Below are 17,127 nucleotides of genomic sequence, written 5' to 3' on the forward strand. Positions count from 1 at the left end.
ACTATCCACTATACAAAGCGTATCTTATTCTGTCAAGGAATCTACCTTATTCTTACGGTTTTCCACCTCTTTTGCCTGTACATCGGACGGTGCCTGCTCGTAACGGGCAAACTGGTAAGAGAAGCTGCCCTGTCCGCCTGTCAGGGAACGGAGCACGGTACAATAGCCGTACAGACTGCTCATCGGGATATCCGCGGTGATCGTCTGCCAGCCGCCCTGCAGTGGCTGCATGCCAAGCACACGTCCTCTTCGTTTGTTCAGATCGCCCATGATATCTCCCGTATAGCTGTCCGGAACAGTAACAGAAAGCGTTTCGATCGGCTCAAGCAGGATCGGCTCTGCCTTTAAGAAACCATCTTTAAATGCCTGCATGGCAGCTTTTTTAAATGCCATTTCGGAAGAATCTACCGGATGATAAGAACCATCATATAAAATGCCTTTCACGCCAACAACCGGATACGCTGCAAGCGGGCCCTTTACCGTTGCTTCCTGCAGTCCTTTTTCCACTGCCGGAAAATAATTCTTCGGTACTGCACCGCCGACTACTTCCTGTTCAAATACATAAGGACTTTCCAGATCGCCGGACGGCTCAAAACGCATTTTGACGTGTCCGTACTGGCCATGTCCGCCGGACTGCTTTTTATATTTGGCTTCCACATCCGATTTCTTGCGGATTGTTTCCCGGTAAGCTACTTTAGGCTCTGAAAGTGTGATCGCCACCTTATATTCATTGAGCAGCCTGCTCTGGGCGATCTCAAGCTGCATATCACCGATACCGTATAACAGCATCTGTCCGTTTTCCTTGTCATTGACGATCTTCAATGTCGGATCCTCATGTGTCATCTTGGAAAGTGCCTGTGCCGCCTTGTCGATCTCTGCCTTATTATCTACTTTATAGCGCATATAAGTATATGGAACAGAAAGCTCTGCCTTTGCGTACTGGATCGGCGTCACCTTTGTGGAAAGGCTGTCACCTGTGCGGGCACCTGCCAGCTTTGCCAGTGCGCCGATGTCCCCTGCATGCAGCTCCTTTACCTCGATCGGTTTATTGCCCTGCAGTACATACAGCTTGCCGATCTTTGCCTCAGAATCCTTATCTTTATCATATAACAGATCATCTGTTTTCAAAACGCCGGAGCATACCTTGATCAGCGAATATTTGCCGATGAACGGATCAACGATCGTTTTAAATATGTAAGCAGACTTTGCCTTTGCGAAATCATAATCTGCTTCATAGATCTCATTTGTTTTCAGATTGATGCCGGCAATTTCCCTGTTTTCGGGACTTGGCATATATTTGATGATGTCATCGAGCAGTGTATAAACGCCCTGGCACAAAATATTGGAACCCATCGAAACCGGTACGATACTGCCGTCTACAACGTTATTGCGCAGTGCTGCTCTGATCTCCGCATCGGAGAACACTTCTCCGGCAAAATAACGATCCATCATTTCCTCTGATGTCTCAGCAACGGCTTCCATCAGGCTTTCTCTGTATTTTTCAAGATACGGTCTGCTGTAATCCGGGATTTCGCATTCTTCTACTTCTTTTCCGACCCAGCGATATCCTGTTTCACTGACCACATTCACATAACCGACAAATTTTTCGTTTTCACGGATCGGGAAATGGAACGGTGCGATCTTTTTGCCGTAAAGCTGTGTCAGATCTTCCACAACCTCTTTAAAGGAAGCCTGATCCACATCCATATCGGATACATATACCATACGCGGCAGATGATATTTTTCACAGAGCTCCCACGCCTTCAGCGCACCAACCTCCATGCCTGCCTTTCCGGAAACAACAATGATCGCAGCATCCGCAGCGGAAACCGCTTCTTCCACCTCGCCTACAAAATCAAAATAGCCGGGTGTATCCAGCAGATTGATCTTACAGCCATCCCATTCGATCGCAATACAGGAGGCAGATATGGAAAAATGCCGTTTCTGTTCTTCTTTTCCGTAATCACTGACCGTATTACCATCCGTTACCTTCCCCATACGGGATGTGATACCGCCAAGATATGCCATTGCTTCGGCAAGTGATGTTTTGCCGCTGCCCCCATGCCCAAGCAAAACAATGTTACGAATTTTCTCTGTTGTGTATACATTCATAGCTGCTACCTCCGTTTTATGATCGATTTTGAATTTTCTAACAATTCAAACACTTGTAGGTATATTTTACTAAATATAAAACTGTTTTACAACATATTTTCGTTAAAATCACAAGAAATTTCTATATTTTCTATCCCATTGACATTCGCACTTTAAAGGGCTAAAATACTATTGAAATTTACAACGGAAAGGACATAAGCTATGTCAAAAAAAGCAGAAGTTACCTGTAGTTTTATCGGGCTTGGTCTGATCGGCGGTTCTATCGTCAAAGCACTGCGCCAGGCATATCCCGAGATGATCTTAAAAGCATATGACAAAGACCCGGGCGGACTATCCCTTGCCCGGAAAGACGGCGTTATTTCAGAGGCCTATGAAGCTCTGACCGATTCTTTTTTTGACTGCGATTATTTGTTTTTATGTGCACCTGTCAGCGAAAACGATCAGTTTCTCGGGCAGATCCGGCAAAGCCTGCATGCGGACACGATCCTGACCGATGTCGGATCTGTCAAGCAGACAACGCACGCTGCGATTGAAAAAGCAGGGCTCTCTTCCGTCTTTATCGGCGGACATCCCATGGCAGGCAGTGAAAAAACAGGCTATCAAAATGCCAGCGAACGTCTTTTGGAAAATGCCTATTATATTCTGACACCGACACAGGAAAGTCCTGTTACGGCAATTCAGGGTCTGCAGACGCTGATCAGCTCTATTGGTGCGATCCCGTTGATCATGGATTATCATACGCATGATTATGTGACAGCTGCGGTCAGTCATCTGCCGCATATCATTTCTGCCGGTCTTGTCAATCTGGTACACGATTCCGACAGTGCGGAAGGCGTGATGAAAATGATCGCTGCGGGCGGTTTCAAGGATATTACCCGTATCTCCTCTTCTTCGCCTGTGATGTGGCAGTCGATCTGTATGACCAATACCGAAAACATCCTTACGCTGCTTACTTCTTATATAGAAAGTCTGCAAAAGGTAAAAGCAGAGCTTCAGAACAAAGATGCCCAAAAGCTATATGATCTGTTTGATGACGCCAAAAATTACAGAGACAGCTTCTCCAATGAAGGGCGCGGTCCGATCAAAAAAACCAATGTCATTTTTGTGGATATCCCTGATGTACCCGGTTCTATCGCACAGACCGCCGCGATTCTTGCCGATCACGATCTCAGCATCAAAAACATCGGTATTATGCACTCCAGAGAGTTTCAGCAGGGGGCACTTAAAATTGAATTTTACGATGAACAGACAGCAAACGATGCTGTCCGTGTATTAAAAGATAACGGCTATCAGATTTTTGCGTAAGCTGATGGCGGAAAGGACAATATACAATGATTTTTCAGAAAGCAAACAGATTACAGGGAGAAATAACGGTTCCGGGCGATAAATCCATCAGCCACCGCGGCGTTATGTTCGGTGCTCTTTCCGAAGGAACAACAAGACTGACGCATTTCCTGCAGGGAGCGGATTGCCTCTCCACGATATCCTGTTTTGAAAAAATGGGGATTCCGATTGAAAACAACGGAAATGAAATTCTGGTACATGGCAAAGGACTGCATGGTCTGACTGCGCCGACACAAATACTTGACGCCGGAAACAGCGGTACGACAACCAGACTGATCTCCGGCATTTTGGCTGCGCAGGATTTTTCTGTAACACTGACCGGTGATGCTTCAATCTGTAAACGTCCCATGCGCCGCATTATGGAACCTCTCTCCCTGATGGGAGCAAATATCAAAAGCCGGAACGGAAATGACTGTGCGCCTCTCCTCATTACAGGAAGCCACCTACATGGGATCCACTATCAGTCCAAGGTAGCATCAGCACAGGTCAAATCTTCGATCCTGCTGGCGGGCTTATATGCGGATGGCACAACAAGTGTGACAGAACCGGCACTTTCCCGGAATCATTCCGAGCTGATGCTTGGTATGTTTGGTGCAAAAGTAGAAAGCAGAGATACGACTGCAACAATCTATCCGGAGCCCGCACTCCATGCCATCGACTTCAAAGTACCGGGAGATATTTCTTCCGCAGCTTATTTTATAGCTGCAGCCTCTATCGTGCCCGGCTCCGAGCTTTTGATCCGCAATGTGGGCATCAATCCGACCAGAGATGGTATTTTACGGATTGCTGAGCAGATGGGAGCAGACATCACTTTATTAAATCGCATAGACGAGGGCGAACCGACGGCAGATCTGCTCGTACGCTCTGCTACCCTGCATGGTACGGAAATCGGTGGGGATGTCATCCCGACACTGATCGATGAAATCCCGGTGCTGGCTGTCATGGCAGCTTATGCACAGGGCGAAACCGTGATCAAGGATGCGGCTGAACTGAAGGTAAAAGAATCCGACCGGATCGCGATCGTGACTGAGAATTTAAAGAAAATGGGAGCTGATATAACTCCTACGGACGATGGCATGATCATCCGCGGCGGCAGACCACTGCACGGCGGCAAATTAGATTCTCATCTGGATCATCGGATCGCCATGAGCTTTGCAATCGCTGCACTCATAGCTGACGGCGAAACCGAAATGAAGGACGCGGAATGCGTCAATATCTCTTATCCTGATTTCTATCAGGATCTGGCATCATGCATGTAAGATACCGATGATAACAAGCCATTCGATAACAGGCATCTGAAATAAATAAATGGGGTATGTCACTGCCCCGAGTTTTTGAAATACCACGGACAGCTTCTGTGGTATTTCTTTTTTGACTAAAAGAAGTCCAAACAGGCAGAGTGCAAATAATGCGATCACGACAAAATCACCTGCACTGCGTCTGCCAAAATTCGTATAGACCACGATAGCTGCCAGAATACCGTTTGCCAGACCGTAAACCAGTTTCTGAAGCAGTTTCTTTTTTTCCTCACTGATCCCGAAAGCAAGTTTTCTTTGGCTAACTTTTTCCCGCAACTGCCAGATAAGGCAGCCGATAAAAATACCCGCACTAAGCCCTGCCAGTGCACGCAGCACTGCATGGTAGGAATAGATCACATCGATCTTTCGGATCAGTCTGAAATAATAATGGTAGATAGAAAGCGATAAAACCGGACATATAAACAGACCGCCCCATCTGCCGGTCAGCATCAGCAGGCATAACAGTAGAATACTTCCCATAAACATAGCTGCCACATACCAGTTGGCACTGATCAGCACTTCGTTTCCAAGCGGTCCGCATTGCAGCATCAAGAATTCCGCCCATCCTGTTTTCAGATAGAAAATGATATCAGAAATTGACCAGCGATATTGCCATGTCCTTAAGAAAAGCATACAAAGCAGGCTTAAAAAATAGAATGGGTACAGACGCTTTAACCGGCTGCCAATGTACAGACCAAACTGATACAGCCTGTCAGACAGCTTCTGCCCTGCCATCCTCTTCAGATAAAACTGCCAGATGCCAAAGCCGCTTAAAAGGAAGAAAAATTCCACACCCAGATAACCGGCTCTGAAAAAAGGATATGAAGTTTTGGAAAAGAAATGTAAGCCAAGGACAACGATACAAAATACAAATCTCCATAACTCAACTGTATAATCGCGCCCCTGGCTTACTTTTTTATGTTCGCTCATATGTAATTAGATTCCTAATTTTGCACGTTCTCTCTGGTACTCTTCTTCTGTCAGAATGCCGTTTGCCTTTAATAGATCCAGCTTGCTGAGCTTCTCTGCTGCATTTGGATCTGCTGCAGCCGCTGCCGGAGCTGCAGCACTTGCGCCGCCTGCCATCTTCTCAGCCTTTGCCTTATCAACACCGGCTTTCAGACCGCCTTCATCAGGCATCTGTGGGAAGATCAGATAACGCTCCATACCGGCAGGTGTTTTGATGTGGATCATCGGAGCCGGCTTATTATTATAAGAACCCTGCTCTACACCTACCACACAACCGATATAATGATTAAAATTATCAATCTTTGCATTCATTCCGTTAGGCGATGTACTGATAACAGCGATACCGTTTACTCTGGCATTTGTAACATTTACACGGAAATCTTCCGTTTTCTTCACGATCAGACCTTCCTTATAAGTCCAGTCTTTTGCATAAATCCCCTGTTCTGCCCGGATACACTGGTTACAAACCTCACCGGCAGAATCTTTTCCACATATTAAACACTGCATACGTCAACTCTCCTTTGTCTTATTCTACTCCTGTGTAACAGAAGATGTTACTGTGTCATATACCTCAATTCTTGCAGCATCCATTTCAGGCATACCAATGAAAATACCGCCATAAGAATAGGTTGCATCCTCTTTTACAATACGGACAATCTCAATAAAAGCATGGAGCACTTCTTTTGTCCAGATCGTCAGAAACGCTTCATATACAGCCCCGATCTGCAATGGCTTATCGCACGTAAATCCGACACCGGTTCTGGAAACGTCGATAATATCAATGCTGACTTCTTCCGATGAAGCAGCATTATCCAGACGTTTGATGATGAGGCATGACTCTAATTCGATCCTTTTGTTTTTTCTTCTGTCTTCCAAAGAAATCTCCTTCCCGAAAATATATTCATTTCCTGCTCTACTTATATTTATATTACCAAATTCCTGTCGACAATGCAAGGCATTTCATTAAATGTGCACGTGCACATTCCTATGAAATGAACATAGCGTCTCCAAATGAGAAAAAACGGTATTTTTCTTTTACAGCTTCCTCATAGGCAGCCAGAACGTGCTCCCGTCCGGCGAGTGCGGATACCAGCATAATGAGGGTCGATTCCGGCAGATGAAAATTCGTGATCAGTCCATCCAGTACTTTAAACTGATACCCAGGATAAATGAAGATCTCGGTATTTCCGCTGCAGGCATGTAGTCTGCCATCTTCATCTGCCGCACTTTCAATCGTTCTGCAGCTTGTCGTACCGACACAGATCACACGTCCACCATTTGCTTTTGTTTCATTGATCATATCTGCCGCTTCTTTTGAGATCTGATAAAATTCAGAATGCATATGATGCTCCAGTACGTTGTCTTCTTTGACCGGCCGGAATGTTCCAAGTCCGACATGCAATGTGACATAAGCAAGTTTCACACCCATTTCTTCGATCCGGGCAAGCAGTTCTTTCGTAAAATGCAGTCCTGCTGTCGGCGCAGCAGCACTTCCCTCATACTTGGCATATACGGTCTGATATCTGTTTTTGTCCTGCAGCTTATGTGTGATGTATGGCGGCAGCGGCATTTCACCGAGCTGATCGAGGATTTCTTCAAAAATACCATCATATTCAAACCGGATCAGACGGTTTCCTTCTTCCAGCACATCCAGCACCTGTGCATGTAAAAGACCTTCTCCAAATACCAGCCTTGTTCCCGGTTTACATTTCTTACCCGGTCTTACGAGTGTTTCCCATTGATTATCTTCTTTCCTTTTCAAAAGGAGCACTTCGATCGCAGCACCTGTATCTTCCTTGACACCATACAGTCTCGCCGGAATAACCTTTGTATTGTTCAGTACAAGGCAGTCGCCCGGCTTTAAATAGTTTACGACCTCACGAAAAACATGATGTGAGGTCGCTCCTGTATGTTTGTCAAGGCAAAGCAGCCGTGAGCTTGCACGATCCGCAAGCGGATCCTGTGCAATAAGCTCTTTCGGCAGATCAAAATAAAAATCTGATTTTTTTAACTCTGTCATGACTCAATTCCTTTTTTGTTTTAAAATGTAAATTACTGACGCAGTTCAATGCCAAGCTGTTCAAGACCGTTCAGGATCTTCTTCAGGGCTGCATTGATATCTGCTTCTTCCAGTGTTCGGTCTTTTGCACGGAAGGACAGGGAGTAAGCAACTGACTTGTAGCCCTTCTTGACCTGTTCACCTTCATAAATATCAAACAGTTCATAATGCTCAAGAATCTTACCGCCGCGCTGTGCAAGCACGGACTCAATCTGTCCGACCAGAACATCATGCGGTACTACCATGGAAAGGTCTCTGCCAACTGCAGGGAATTTGGCAATGCCTTCATACTTTCTGTCGAAGGTTGTGAACGGTACGATCGCAGGCATATCCAGCACTGCTACATAAGCTCTTGTTCCGATGTTGTAGTTTTCCAGTACAAGAGGATGTACCTCTCCCAGGTAGCCAAGGACAACTCCGTCATATACGATGTTTGCCTGTCTGCCCGGATGCAGGAACGGCTTGCCTGCCTTCGGATCATATTCTTTCTTTCTTGTCATGCCGACTGCATCAAAGAATTCCTCTACAACACCCTTCATCGTAAAGAAATCACCGTCTCCGTACATACCGAGTGTCATCTGCATTCTTTCATCAGGAAGCTCTGTCAGAGGTAGCTCCTTTGCGATATAAACGTTTGCCATTTCAAACAGCTTTACGTCTTTATTTCTTCTGTTGTAATTTGTTGCAAGACTTGTCAGCATACCATTCAGGGATGTTGTTCTCATGATTGAAAAGTCTTCACCGAGCGGATTTGCGATCTTGATCGCTTTTCTCAGTTCGTCGTCTTCCGGTAACAATAATTTATCAAATACCTTCGGGCTTTCAAAAGAATAGCACATACCCTGTGAGAAACCGGAGAATACTGCGATCTCTCTTGCTTTTTCTTCGATACGGAGCTTATATGGCAGCTTACCTGTTGTTGCTTCACCGCTTGGCAAGGTCATCGGAATCTTATCATAGCCATAGAAACGGGCAACTTCTTCTGCAATATCAGCCTGTCCGAGCAGATCCTGACGGAAGGACGGACAGATCAGTTCGTTTGTCTTTTCATCATATGCCACTTCGATCTTCTTGAAAATCTCAAGCATTTCTTCACGACTTACATCCGTACCGAGCAGATTATTGTATTTCTCAGGCATAAATGGCAGGCGGACCAGCTCTTTTAACGGTGCCTTGACATCTACCATTCCGGATACGACATCACCGCAGCCAAGCTCCTGAATGAGCTGGCAGGCTCTGTTGATCGCATCTTCTGCATTTCTCGGATCCAGACCCTTTTCAAATTTACCGGATGCATCACTTCTGAGACCGATCCGCTTTGCGGATTTACGGATGTTTGGTCCGTTGAAGGTTGCGGCTTCAAATAAAACTGTTGTGACCTCATCTGTGATCTTGGAATTGTCACCACCCATAATACCTGCAATACCGATTTCCTTCTCTGCATCACAGATCATCAGGACATCATGATCCAGATTTCTGGTCTGACCGTCCAGTGTCACAAACTGATCACCGTCTTTTGCTCTCTTTACAACGATCTTTTTGCCGCTGACAGTAGATAAATCATATGCATGCATCGGTTGACCGTATTCTTCCATCACATAGTTTGTGATATCAACAAGGTTATTGATCGGCCGGATTCCGCTGCTTGCCAGTCTTCTCTGCATCCATTCCGGGCTTGGTCCGATCTTGATATTCGTGCAGACTCTTGCACAGTATCTCGGGCAGAGATCCTGATCCTGTACTTCTACAGAAATATAATCTTCTACCTTTTCATCATTTTCTTTTACGGTAACATCCGGTAATACAAACGGTTTGTCAAAGGTAGCTGCTGCTTCCCTTGCAATACCGATGACGCTGTAGCAGTCTACACGGTTTGAAGTCACTTCAAATTCAAATTTTGTATTATGCAGTCCGAGTGCTGCAACCGCATCTGCTCCGACCTCAGCATCTTCCGGGAAAATGTAAATACCATATTCCGGTGCTTCCGGATACATATCTCTGTCAGAGCCAAGCTCTTCGATAGAGCACATCATACCGTTTGACGGAACGCCTCTGAGCTTGCCTGCCTTGATCGTAATACCGTCTTCCGGAAGCGGGCCGCCGTCATGACCGCCTGCGACCTTACCGCCATCTAAAACAACCGGTACTTTATCTCCAACCTTAACATTCGGAGCACCTGTTACAATCTGGATCTCTTCTGTACCGATATTCACCTGACAGATGATCAGCTTATCTGCATCCGGGTGTTTCTCAATCTTTGTGATCTGTCCGATCACGATCTTTTCCAGATTTTTGTCCATTCTCTCATAGCCTTCACATTTGGTTCCTGAGAGTGTCATTTTATCCATAAATTCCTGATCTGTACATTCCAGATCCGGTACATATGCTTTTATCCATTCTAATGCTGCATTCATTTTTCTATTCCTTTCTTTTCCAGACATGGCATACAGCCGGGCTGCATGCACATTGATTTTCCTTTTTATTCAGATTAGAACTGCTTCAGGAAACGGATATCATTTTCATAAAGCAGACGCATATCGTCGATCTCATATTTCAGAAGTGTGATACGCTCCAGACCGACACCGAATGCAAAGCCTGTGTATTCTTCCGGATCGATATGGCTCATTTCCAGAACGTGCGGGTGAACCATACCACAGCCAAGGATCTCGATCCATCCTTCTCCCTTACAGAAACGACAGCCGCTTCCGCCGCATTTAAAGCAGGTAACGTCCATCTCGGCACTTGGCTCTGTAAATGGGAAATGATGCGGTCTGAATTTTACCTTGGTATCTTCGCCGAATAATTCTTTTGCGAATTCTGCAAGTGTTCCTTTCAGATCTGCAAATGTAATGTGTTTGTCAATAACAAGACCTTCCACCTGATGGAAGGAAGGAGAATGTGTCGCATCTACTTCATCTGCGCGGAATACACGTCCCGGAGCGATCATGCGGATCGGCATTTTACCGGTTTCCATCTCATGTACCTGTGTGGAGCTTGTCTGTGTACGCAGCAGCAGATCGCCGTTGATATAGAAAGTATCCTGTTCGTCCTTTGCCGGATGATCTGCCGGAATATTTAATGCTTCAAAGTTGTAATAATCTCTTTCTACTTCCGGGCCTTCGACTACTTCATATCCCATACCGATGAAAATACGTTCTACTTCGTCCAGCACGTTGAAGTTTGGATGTACATGACCAACCTTTGCCTTCTTGGCAGGCAGTGTAACGTCGATCGTTTCCTTCTGCATCTTTGCTTCTCTGACGAGTTCTTCCATTTTTTTCCTGGAGTCTTCCAGCACCTTTTCAATCTCGGCTCTTGTTTCATTGACAAGCTGTCCGACCTTTGGTCTGTCTTCCGGTGCCACATCCTTCATACCCTTCAGGATCTCTGTTAAAGCACCCTTCTTACCAAGCTGGCTGACACGTACTTCATTCAGCTGTTCCAGCGTACGGCTGTTTTCAATCTGTTTGATTGCCTCCGCTTTGATCTGCGCCAATTTTTCTTTCATTTCGTTTCTCCTTCTTATCTGTGGATCATTTCATTCTGTTGGGTGAATAGGCTGGCTCACGAATCCGTGCTACGCACTCTACATCCTGCTTCGCAGGATATTCTGACCATAATGCCATGAGACTTATTCCGCATCAGGCTCACGAATCCGTGCTGCGCACTCCACATCCTGCTCACATGTTATGTTTCGCAGGATATTCGTTCGCTAGTGGCGCAAGAAAAACAAATGCCAGCTTTGTCATGCATCAAAGATGCATGACAGCAGTCGCTTGTTTTTCTTTTGCGCTCACTAAAAAATGCCCCTGATATTATATCAGGGGCGAATCATATCCGCGGTACCACCCAAATTCTCTGCTTCTGTCTGCAGAGCACTCAATACGCGTAACGTGCGCTCACGTCTGTGCCTAGTTAGAAGTATTTCTGTTCAGCATAGCTGCTCCGGCGGGAAATTCGATCTGCATACATACACAAGGAGGCTTTCAGCCGGTGACCTCCTCTCTCTGCGAGAGCCATGCATCTCTACTAACACCTTCAACGCTTTTCATATAGGTTTATCATAGAGAATCTGCTCAAAAATGTCAACAGCTTTTTTTCTTTTTCCGGTGCTTTTGGTGTTTACTTTTAAACGCTCCATACAGGAAAGAAAATGCCGGCTGCAGAAAACGGTTGATGAAAGCACCCAGCAACATGATGTAAAAGCACATATACAGCCAGAGCATGATAATAATGACAGTTGTCAGACTTCCATAGGTACTGAATCCCGAAAAACGGTTTACATAAACAGAAAACACCCACGATGATATATACCAGCAGATACTGACCATAACAGCGCCCGGCACTTCTCGCAGAAAACGATTTTTTTCATTTGGCAGAAATGTATAGATTGCGCAGATCAGAAGTGCCATGCTGGCTACCACCACGATCCAGCGCCAGCCTACCAGCAAACGAAACATATATGTAATGTTCGGGAAAGATGCTGTCAGCAGGTCTACAATACGCTCACCGAATACAACAAGGATCAGCAGGATCAAAATCATGATCATCATGATCACGGTATATACACATGCGCGCAGCCGCAGGAAAATATAATTACGGCGTTCCTTTACCCCATTGACCGTGTTCAGTCCGCGGATCAGCGCCAGCATTCCTTTTGCCGCCGACCAGATCGTCGCCAGAATAGACAGTGAAAGTGCTGTACCGGTTTTCTCATATACTTCATCTATTATACTGACAGACAGCGGTTCCATGTTCTGAGGCAGTATTTTCGTCACAAACATCATCAGCGTTGCTTTCGTGATCGGCGTGTATGGAATCGCACTGATCAGTAAAAGAAGCATTGGGATCAGCGATAAAAACGTAAAAAATGCCGCCGATGATGCATAAGCACTGATATGATGTTCATTCATCTGGAGGGAAAACTCCTGCCAGATCCGATATATCTTTCTTCTCATTCATTTACCCCTTCTATGCTGCACTCATAGAAAAATTGCAGGATTTGTTTATAGTCATAGCCCGCCTGTGCCATTCTTCTTGCCGCATTCTGACTCATACCGATCCCATGTCCGAAACCGCCGCCATACAGTGTATAAGAGATCACAACCGGAGCCTCCTTTGCTTTTTCCGTGGATATCCCGTCATCAGTCTCATAAACCGGCTCGATCACAAAGAAAGAGCTTGGCAGCATACCATTGATGCTTCCATCTTTTCCGTAATCCGCACCCAGCGCGATCTTTGTATTTTCGCCTGCCAGCACATAACGGATATTCTGCTCGCCGCATACACGGTAGGTGTCTTCTGTTCCCTCGATCAGAAGCTCTGTCATCACGCCACCTGTTGTACGTTTTACAGCCGTAAGTCCTGTTACCATGCCAAGCTTTTCCGGCTTTTCATCCACATAACCATTGCCTTTTTTTCGCCGGATATTGCCCGGACTCTTTTCATAACGCACCTGCAGATTGGCAAGCAAAAGTTCTGTATCCAAAGCCGTATCATACCGCCATCTGTAATAGGTATCCTCTTGTTCAAAGCTGTCCGCATCCGCTGTTTTGATAAATGTGGCAAAGCTGTCCTCTTCTGCCAGCTTGCTGCCCTCTGCACTTTCCTGCGCATCAGAACTGTGTGCATCCGGATTCTGCGTATCCGACAGCATCTGCCCCTTTGCAATGTTTCTTGCCCGCAGATAACCGCCCGTTGCTGCCATTTCATCCCCATAGGTCAGATTCCATGCAGTCAGATCCGTTCCGTATCCGCAGGACGTCGAATAGAAATATGCGGTAACGGGCGTTCCACCTGAAAGCAGCATCTGTCCTTTTGTCTCATACACGGCTTCACTCGTTTCCGATGCTTCCGCAATGTTATTGTATACCTGAAATGCCGCACTATCATCTACATGCGCACCATAATTTTGCAGCCCCGCATGAAGCATATGCATATATGCATAGGTTCTGGCACAGACCGCCTGCGCCTTTAACGCCTCTGCAGGATAAGAAGCAGGCATTTCACTCGGTACCACAAACCGCAGATAGTCTTCCAATGCAAGTTCATTGATGAGCAGAAAGCCTTCGCCCGTCTTTTCTATCTCAAAGTTGCCCGGATAAACAGGTGTTTTCCCATTACGCAAGATCGAATCCACTGTTGTTTTGGCAGAAAGTGCCTGCGGTCTTGCATAGATCCTGTTTGCCGTTTCAAAGAGTGTACTGTCCGCCGCAATCTGAAGTGTTTCTCCCGGCTCCAAGGTCTGCACTTCTTTCAGTTCTCCAGTGCCATCCTCCGTGAGAAGATCCATCGCCGTATCACAATGAAGCGAAACCGTTTCATGCATCGCTCCTGCAAAATCATCTGTTTTTAAAAGTACACGGATTTGTTCCATCTCCTCCTGCTTTACCAGAAGTGCTGCTACAATCTTTCCTGTTTCATTTAGTACAAAATCAGAAAAGGCATAACCGATCGTCAGATCCGAAATTTGGCATACAGTGGGCGTTCCAAGCAGGCTGTAACATTGCATATCCCCGGTCGTCTGTTTGACTCCCAACTTTTCCAGTTCGATCGCATAAGTGCCATCCGCCTGTGTTTTTACACTGATCAGCTTATCATTCAGCTTTTGTTCATATACTGTAACGCCGCTGACCGTTCCGTCCGTCAGTGTGATATCCGCAATCTGTCCGCTGCCTGACAGCGTATAACCGCCAAGCGGAACACTCCTAGATGCATCCCCCGAAAGTATTGTCAGTGTTTTTCCGTCATTTTCTGTAATATAACATTTGGAAATCTCTTCTATAACAGGTTTGGGCTCTTCCGGGGCTGGCTGCGGCTCCAAGCCGCCTTTGTGCCTGATCACAGAGACCAGTACTACGATCAAAACGGCAAGACTGACCACAAGAAGTACAAGCTGCCTTTTGACATATGTATGTTTATTTACACGCATGTTTCTATCCTCATGGCTTTCTGATGATCCAAAGCAAAGAAAACAGCCCCGAAGGACTGTTTTCTTTTGTCCCCAAAATGCTTTTCCTATATTTTGACTCCTAGCATATGGCTAGGTGGGTTACCGCAGCTAACACTTCTGCCGTCCTCTGACCCGTAGGTAAGGCGTGACATCCATGCAGCAATATAGGAGTCCCGTTTAAAGTAACTGTAGGTTCAAAATAATAGGAATTAGTAAGCACCTCAGGTTATGAATAGTATACTCAAATTAAAGCTGTTTTACAACTATTTTTTCGTTGGAATTTTCAAAAGCATACGGAATGCCTGTGTCAGTATTTTTTTATTTTCCTTTTCTTCCTTATTCAGCCGCTTCATGATCGCCAGAATTTCTTTCAGATTCAGATCACTCAACGTCTTTGCACCGGTTTCTGTCAGCACGCAGAAAAAAGTCTCCACAAATTCTTCCTTTTCTTCTGCATTCATCGACAGGATAAATTCCCGCAGTGTATGATCAACCTTATAAGCTGATGCGGAAATGTCATCCACTTTCACAAAAGTATTTCTCTGCAGCTGCCAGGAAAACATATCGTGCTGGAAAATGCCAAGCTGTGTACTTGCCACCACTTCGTAACTTTCCTCATGCTCTAATAACATACCGATCACGGAGGACTGTGGTACGATCGTCTGTATCCGCTCACTGATCTTTCCCTGACTCATTTGGTCAATAATATCCTTTGTAAAACCGGGACCGTCAAAATTATGCACCTGCAGGATCCGTTTCTGGATCTCCGGGCTTGTAAAGGCAGCAGCATACACTGCAACGTTACCACCCTTGGAATGTCCGCCGATCCTGAATTTTCCACGTTTCTTTTTCGCGATCTTTTTCAGATAATCGAGTGCCTGCAGCTGGGAAGGGACCGGTGCTTTGAAGCTCATATTAAAATCTTCTTTCCAGCCAACAATCGTATCGTCCGTTCCGCGATAGGCAATATAATAGGATCCGTCTCCGAGATTGACCGTAATGGCTGAAAACTGTTTTTCTTCCTCTTCATCGATCTGATTCACATAATCAGACAGGATCATATCACGGTAACGCGGTGTTCTTGACAGCACATCCAGAAGCTGGAATATGCTGTCGGGCACCAGACGACCTGCTTTGATCTTTTCGTCCGCATGCAGCCTGTTGAACTGTTCGCCCGCTTCGCGGATCGTTGCCTTATCCTTTTTCAGATCGGTCTCGATCAGTTCAAAATCAATATAAGACACGGTACTGAGTATCAGGCTGTCCACTTCATTAAAAGGATCCTGCGTCAGGTCGAGATCCCCGCGCCAGTCAATATAGTCAAATATATTTGCCATTGCTTCTTCCTTCCTATCACATAGATCTATAAGAATATCGTTCTGATCAGCGGTTGTCAAATACCTCGCATAAATGCATACATTTTCCTTGTCACCATAAAGAAATCCGCAGCTCACATATCGGCTATGTGGCTGCGGACTCTCTAAAACATGTTTTAAGTGTACGTTGTATACGCGGTACAAGGTTTCATCACGGTCAGTTTTTACGAAACTCCTTGGAATACATATTAACCAAGCTACCGTAAGAACCTGTTACTTACACCAATGTTATCTGCATTATGGCAGACCATGTCATAAAAGTCAAGCTTTTTTCGTAAGCAGCGCCACGCCTGAACTGGAACCGATCCTGTCGCATCCCGCATCCAGAAATGCCTCAAAATCTTCTCTTGTACTGACACCGCCCGCAGCCTTGATCCGGACAGCTTCTCCGATATGCTCCTTGAACAGCTTCACATCACCGAGTGTTGCACCGCCAGTTCCGAAGCCCGTAGAAGTCTTGATATAATCTGCCCCCGCATTGGTCACAGCCTGACACATGGCGATCTTTTCTTCTTCCGTCAGATAACAGGTTTCCACGATCACCTTTAAGATCCTGTTGCCGCATTCCGCCTTCAGTGCTATGATTTCCTGTTCTACCTTATCATAATCACCGTTTTTCACATCGGAGATATTGATGACCATATCGATCTCCTGTGCACCATCCTCGATCGCCTGTCTGGTCTCTGCCAGCTTTGCTGCGGTCACACTGTAGCCAAGCGGAAAGCCGACTACGGTACAGATATTTAACTTGCTGCCGTATTTATCGTGCACTCTCTTGATATAACACGGCGGAATGCAGACAGAAGCTGTTCCATAAGTGACCGCCTCGTCGCAGAGCTTGTAAATATCCTCCAGTGTTGCATATGGTTTCAGTTGTGTATGATCAATATGACTTAAAATTTCTTTTGTTTCCATTTGATTGAACCTTCCTTTCTGTGAATGATTACAGTCTACCATAGTTTTCATGAATAATCATTGAAAAAATTGTGAATATTTTCTAAAAACCATAGAAATTTC

13 protein-coding genes, 1 other RNA gene and 1 other annotated feature are annotated in these 17,127 nt (G+C 45.6%); of the genes, 2 read left to right on the forward strand and 12 right to left on the reverse strand.

Going from position 1 to position 17,127, the window contains the following annotated elements:
• Window positions 1-24: 24 nt before the first annotated feature.
• Window positions 25-2,112 carry an elongation factor G gene (locus KQI22_RS00820; protein WP_216550184.1) on the reverse strand — a complete coding sequence of 696 codons (2,088 nt, stop codon included), beginning with the start codon at window positions 2,110-2,112 and terminating at the stop codon, window positions 25-27.
• A gap of 201 nt (window positions 2,113-2,313) precedes the next feature.
• Here KQI22_RS00820 and KQI22_RS00825 point away from each other — a divergent pair, with 201 nt between their 5' ends.
• Window positions 2,314-3,417, forward strand: coding sequence for a prephenate dehydrogenase (locus KQI22_RS00825; RefSeq protein WP_216550185.1), 1,104 nt, complete (start codon window positions 2,314-2,316; stop codon window positions 3,415-3,417).
• 26 nt (window positions 3,418-3,443) lie between these two features.
• Complete coding sequence (gene aroA / locus KQI22_RS00830) at window positions 3,444-4,715, forward strand: 3-phosphoshikimate 1-carboxyvinyltransferase (protein ID WP_216550186.1); 1,272 nt, start codon at window positions 3,444-3,446, stop codon at window positions 4,713-4,715.
• Here aroA and KQI22_RS00835 read toward each other — a convergent pair.
• From KQI22_RS00835 to deoC, 11 genes are all read right to left on the reverse strand, one after another.
• Window positions 4,704-5,684, reverse strand: a complete 981-nt coding sequence (locus tag KQI22_RS00835; protein ID WP_216550187.1) for an acyltransferase family protein — start codon at window positions 5,682-5,684, stop codon at window positions 4,704-4,706. The genes aroA and KQI22_RS00835 overlap by 12 nt on opposite strands.
• Before the next feature lie 6 nt (window positions 5,685-5,690).
• Entirely contained in the window at window positions 5,691-6,230 is a 540-nt protein-coding gene (locus KQI22_RS00840; RefSeq protein ID WP_216550188.1) for an SHOCT domain-containing protein, read from the reverse strand.
• Between the two features lie 24 nt (window positions 6,231-6,254).
• Window positions 6,255-6,599, reverse strand: a complete 345-nt coding sequence (locus KQI22_RS00845) for a PilZ domain-containing protein (protein ID WP_216550189.1) — start codon at window positions 6,597-6,599, stop codon at window positions 6,255-6,257.
• Between the two features lie 109 nt (window positions 6,600-6,708).
• Entirely contained in the window at window positions 6,709-7,743 is a 1,035-nt protein-coding gene (queA, locus tag KQI22_RS00850; protein ID WP_216550190.1) for a tRNA preQ1(34) S-adenosylmethionine ribosyltransferase-isomerase QueA, read from the reverse strand.
• 32 nt (window positions 7,744-7,775) lie between these two features.
• The gene (gene pheT, locus KQI22_RS00855) at window positions 7,776-10,196 is read right to left on the reverse strand and encodes a phenylalanine--tRNA ligase subunit beta (protein WP_022004372.1); all 2,421 of its coding nucleotides are present in this window, start codon (window positions 10,194-10,196) and stop codon (window positions 7,776-7,778) included.
• Between the two features lie 74 nt (window positions 10,197-10,270).
• Complete coding sequence (pheS, locus tag KQI22_RS00860) at window positions 10,271-11,290, reverse strand: phenylalanine--tRNA ligase subunit alpha (RefSeq protein ID WP_022004371.1); 1,020 nt, start codon at window positions 11,288-11,290, stop codon at window positions 10,271-10,273.
• Window positions 11,291-11,601: 311 nt separating this feature from the next.
• Window positions 11,602-11,833: a binding site (T-box leader), on the reverse strand.
• 34 nt (window positions 11,834-11,867) lie between these two features.
• Window positions 11,868-12,740, reverse strand: a complete 873-nt coding sequence (locus tag KQI22_RS00865; RefSeq protein WP_216550191.1) for a YihY/virulence factor BrkB family protein — start codon at window positions 12,738-12,740, stop codon at window positions 11,868-11,870.
• Window positions 12,737-14,713, reverse strand: coding sequence for a SpoIID/LytB domain-containing protein (locus KQI22_RS00870; RefSeq protein ID WP_216550192.1), 1,977 nt, complete (start codon window positions 14,711-14,713; stop codon window positions 12,737-12,739). Before KQI22_RS00870 ends, KQI22_RS00865 begins: the two co-directional genes overlap by 4 nt.
• A gap of 65 nt (window positions 14,714-14,778) precedes the next feature.
• Window positions 14,779-14,965: non-coding RNA, 6S RNA (gene ssrS, locus KQI22_RS00875), on the reverse strand.
• Window positions 14,966-14,997: 32 nt separating this feature from the next.
• Window positions 14,998-16,071: a DUF2974 domain-containing protein gene (locus tag KQI22_RS00880; RefSeq protein ID WP_216550193.1), complete on the reverse strand. Its 1,074-nt coding sequence runs from the start codon at window positions 16,069-16,071 to the stop codon at window positions 14,998-15,000.
• A 300-nt stretch (window positions 16,072-16,371) separates the two neighbouring features.
• Entirely contained in the window at window positions 16,372-17,025 is a 654-nt protein-coding gene (deoC, locus tag KQI22_RS00885) for a deoxyribose-phosphate aldolase (protein WP_216550194.1), read from the reverse strand.
• Window positions 17,026-17,127 lie beyond the last annotated feature (102 nt).

Origin of the sequence: Kineothrix sp. MSJ-39, from assembly GCF_018917935.1 — a bacterium.
In the GTDB taxonomy this organism is placed as follows: domain Bacteria; phylum Bacillota; class Clostridia; order Lachnospirales; family Lachnospiraceae; genus CAG-194.